This window comes from Gammaproteobacteria bacterium, from assembly GCA_022340215.1.
Taxonomy (GTDB): domain Bacteria; phylum Pseudomonadota; class Gammaproteobacteria; order JAJDOJ01; family JAJDOJ01; genus JAJDOJ01.
In genome coordinates this window covers 1-3,862 of the sequence record JAJDOJ010000095.1, presented here as the reverse complement: position 1 = coordinate 3,862, position 3,862 = coordinate 1, and the positions used below count along the sequence as shown (strand labels likewise).

The window sequence follows — 3,862 nt, the reverse complement described above, 5'->3', positions numbered from 1 at the left end:
CTCCAGCCGAATCCATAGCTCTAGCCAACGCTTCTATTATGAAGATGCTGAAAGGCGGCAAACGACCCAGTACAGACCTCCGAGCTTGACCTCTCGAGCGTCCACTGTGTCCCACTTACGAACTGCGAACCGGGCAACGGCTGCCCGCGGTTTCGGGCAATTCCCACCACAGGCGCCGCGCGGACCGACGTCTGCAGTGGGGTAGAGAATCGACAATCACTACGTGCATGAATTACGTATACTTTCCCGGAAATTCAGCTATCCTCGGCTCGACGTGCAATCACGCCTGAAACGAAAACCCGAACAGACGCGGTATCTCCACCTCAATAAGGCAATAGGCCGCCGCGAGCCGTGCTGCCCAAGCGGCTGCGCCCGCCGATGTCAGAATCTCGTCTTGGCGGATCTCGATCATGACGGAGGGTAATCCGCGACCCTCGCCATGGAAGGGGATCGTGTAGTCAATGTTGTTTTCGATGGGGTACGGCTCATTGTCCCCTATGGTGAAATCCCCTGTGCGACGGAGCGCTCCTATCAGGAGCGCGGCGAGCCGCTGGTCGCACCAGTGAGAGATGCCGATGTGCCAGGGCCGCAAACGGCCGTTTAGGACCGGCGTAAAGCTGTGGATGCTGATCAACACAGTCGGTCGGTGGGAACGGCCATCGAGCAACTCGACAATGGCGCCGTGATATGGCCGGAACAGTGCATCGATGCGGATTGATCGCTCCAGGGGAGACAGCCCGCGGTTGCCTGGGATGAACACGCCGGCGCTTCGTTCGGCAATAGATTCCGCATTGCCGAGCGGTCGATTGCAGTCGATGACAAGACGCGAGTAGCCACTCAACACCAATGGGGAATCCAGATGTTCCGCGAGGCGGTGCGCGACGTCGGCTGCACCCGGATCCCAGCCGATGTGATCGGTTAGCAGATCCGGCTCGAGGCCAAGGGTACCGAGCCGTTCGGGGACTCTATTGGACGCGTGATCGCAGACCAGCACCGCATGACCACTCCCAGCTGCATTGAACGTCTCGACAGGGGCCGGATCATCGCGCCCGAATAACGTTGCTTCATATGCCGGCGTTTGCGAGTCCATCATCGTGGACCGGTTCGAGGCAAGCCATACGCGCACAGCTTCGGAATCAGCACCGGCACTTACCCCTCCACTTCATCCGTCCACACCTTAAAGCGCTTGAGCACGTTGAGGCCGAATGCGTTACTGATCGGCACATCCGCTGCGTCTCGCCCCCGGGCGATCAATATGCGCCCGATCCGCGGCATGTTGTTGCGAGGATCGAAGGTATGCCACCGGCCGCCAAGGTACGCCTCGAACCAGGCGGAAAAATCCATCGGATCCGGCGAGGCAGGGACCCCGATGTCACCCAGATAGCCCGTGCAGTAGCGCGCGGGAATGTTCATGCAGCGACAGAAAGCGATCGCGAGGTGGGTGTAGTCCCGACACACGCCCATACGCTCGTTGAAGGCCTCGAGAGCGGTCTTGGTCGCCCGGGCATGTTGATAGCCGAAGGCGATATGCCCGTGGACAAAATCACAGATCGCCTTGACCCGCGGCCAACCGAGAGGTGTCTGCCCGAACAGAGTCCAGGCCGTTTCCGATAGCCGATCGGTTTCGCAGTAGCGGCTCCCTAGCAGGAACACCAGGGTCTCCTCCGGCAAATCCTGCACGGCATGCTGCGGGGCGGCGGAGTTGACCACATCCGGCAGCCCACTGTCGTTGATGAGCGTGTCGGTGGACATGCGGATTTCACCCGGCGGAGCGATGATTCTACTGCACCAGTTTCCGAACCCATCGCGATAGGCTGTAGTCGGAATCGGTGGGTTGGTGACGATGTGGTCTGGGGTGACGAGGTCGGAAACGCGGCTGAAATGGACGTTCAGTGTCAGGATCATCGGTGTCGGCTGTGGACACTCGTATGTCAGCTCGTATCCGATCCGGATCCGCATTCTGATCTCCCTATGCGTATCGCCGAGGAAAACGGCATGTCGTACTGTGCCCTTATATGAGCGCCACGCGTTACCGTTCGCAGAAAAATCATCGACTTCACGATACCAGGTACCAATCGTGCGGTCTACGCAGTCCCGCTTCGCGGGTTTGAAGCCTACGCATGCTGCAACCAGCCTCGAAGTGACCGCTCTGCCGCATCAACGGGCTGTTGTTTTGTACGGTTCCGGGCTAGCTGTGTGCTGAATAGGGTCACGCTTTTACCCCCTTACCGCTTAGCTGCTCAGCCGCCTAGAACGGCGGCATCATATCTCGTAACGGTCCTCCCCAACCCGGATCAGGTTCAGGTCGCTTTCCTCTTCGTAGCTGAAATCCCCGTACCCGCCTGCTTCGATTGTGTCCGCACCACTGGGGATACCCCGACGGAAGTAGATCGCACGTTTCACGCCATCCGTTTTCGTTACAACCACAGTGGCAAATCCGCCACCCTGGCGGGCGACGCCGAAGTCGTATTGCATCATTGGCTGCCCGGCATGCTGGGCGCAGGGAATCTTGCCGGTAGCATCGAAGTCGCCCCGGCCGGCACGCAGAGAAGAGGTCTCCGGCCCCGTCGGCACGCTGCCGTCGGGCGCGACCGCCGGTTTGAGGTAATCGGCGGCGACATAGCCACGCGGTCCGCCCCCGAAAGGCTGCACGTCGCACCAGATCCGGCCGTCGGCACGTTGGCAGCCGAGGTTGTCGAGTATGGTCCCGGACGGATAAGTGGCCAGGATATCCGCCAGGATCGATGGTTGAGCGCGGAGATGGAGCCCTCCGGTTATCCCGATTACCTCCCAGTTGATTGGCCCCCCATCCTCCGGTGCGGCGGGCACATCCTGACCGGGCATGGCGTGTATCAATGCCGGCATGCCGATGGCGAGACATGCGACGGCTAGAACTGACGTGACCCGGTCCATGGCGTCGACTCCCGGCAGACAGCAGCTGACGCTTGCAAACCGAGCGGTGGACGGGGCGTCAATGGCCGGCCTCTTTCTGAATGGCCTCGCCGGCCCCTTCGAGTCTTTCACCGGCCTCTTCGACCGCCTCGTCGATCTTGGCCCCAGCCTCCCCGGTCCTTTCTGTTCGCAGCCCATCAGGGCGGCGGCAAACATGGCGGTCAGCAGGGCAACAAGGATTTTTCGCATCATCGCGGATTCGCTGCCTCCGTTCGGGTTACTCGGACATGCCTCGACCAGTACACGGCAATTGCGGAACTCGATAGAATACCCTTGTCAGCTGCGGGTAAGCTAACTGCGCGCACCGATCCATCGCAGAGCGGATCCCAATTTCTGTCACCGGACAATTGCAACCGAGGAGAAACACATGGACATTACGGGTTTGCTGATCTTCCTGGCCATTGGCGCCGTCGCGGGCTGGCTGGCGGGGATCCTGATGAAGGGAGGTGGTTTCGGACTTCTCGGCAATATCGTCGTCGGCGTCATAGGCGCGGTGATCGGTGGCTTCCTGTTCGGCCTGCTGGGCATCAGCGCGGGCGGACTGATCGGTTCAATCGTCACCGCCGTAGTCGGTGCAGCGATATTGCTTTTCGTCGTCGGGTTGATCAAGAAATAGCCTGATTGTCCGGACAACGAAGGACGCCGCAATCCCTTTCTGGGGATGTGGCGCCCGGAACACACCTGCCGGCAATCGCCTTAGGCGATTTCTGTCAAATGACATACCTTCCTGCTTGTCTTTGTCGTCCGTCCTCTGTGTTGCGACAACCGTTCCATCGTTCGACGATGCGCCTGTTGTCGCGCCTGGCTGACAAACGATCCCGGCGCGGCGCTGTCCCTGCTTTGCTTGGGCACCGGTCTTGGGCTTCCTGCCCAAGCCGTTCACTGCTTCGCAGTTCACCCGGCGCGATCT

At 60.4% G+C, this 3,862-nt stretch carries 4 protein-coding genes; 1 reads left to right on the top strand and 3 read right to left on the bottom strand.

Annotation, left to right across the window (positions count from 1 at the left end; genetic code table 11):
• Window positions 1-280: 280 nt before the first annotated feature.
• The 3 genes from LJE91_07280 to LJE91_07270 form a co-directional block, all read right to left on the bottom strand.
• Window positions 281-1,090: an N-formylglutamate amidohydrolase gene (locus LJE91_07280; GenBank protein ID MCG6868524.1), complete on the bottom strand. Its 810-nt coding sequence runs from the start codon at window positions 1,088-1,090 to the stop codon at window positions 281-283.
• Window positions 1,091-1,149: 59 nt separating this feature from the next.
• Complete coding sequence (locus LJE91_07275) at window positions 1,150-1,959, bottom strand: transglutaminase family protein (GenBank protein MCG6868523.1); 810 nt, start codon at window positions 1,957-1,959, stop codon at window positions 1,150-1,152.
• A gap of 303 nt (window positions 1,960-2,262) precedes the next feature.
• A complete protein-coding gene (locus LJE91_07270) occupies window positions 2,263-2,913 on the bottom strand; it encodes an SH3 domain-containing protein (GenBank protein ID MCG6868522.1) in 651 nt (216 codons plus the stop codon).
• A gap of 406 nt (window positions 2,914-3,319) precedes the next feature.
• Between LJE91_07270 and LJE91_07265 the strand changes: the two genes are divergently transcribed.
• Window positions 3,320-3,568 (top strand): GlsB/YeaQ/YmgE family stress response membrane protein, encoded by a 249-nt coding sequence (locus LJE91_07265; protein MCG6868521.1) that lies wholly within the window; start codon window positions 3,320-3,322, stop codon window positions 3,566-3,568.
• Window positions 3,569-3,862 lie beyond the last annotated feature (294 nt).

Coding starts and splice junctions, on each gene's coding strand:
- LJE91_07275 (MCG6868523.1), bottom strand. CDS start 1,959: ATGCGGATCCGGATCGGATACGAGCTGACATACGAGTGTCCACAGCCG.
- LJE91_07265 (MCG6868521.1), top strand. CDS start 3,320: ATGGACATTACGGGTTTGCTGATCTTCCTGGCCATTGGCGCCGTCGCG.
- LJE91_07280 (MCG6868524.1), bottom strand. CDS start 1,090: ATGGACTCGCAAACGCCGGCATATGAAGCAACGTTATTCGGGCGCGAT.
- LJE91_07270 (MCG6868522.1), bottom strand. CDS start 2,913: ATGGACCGGGTCACGTCAGTTCTAGCCGTCGCATGTCTCGCCATCGGC.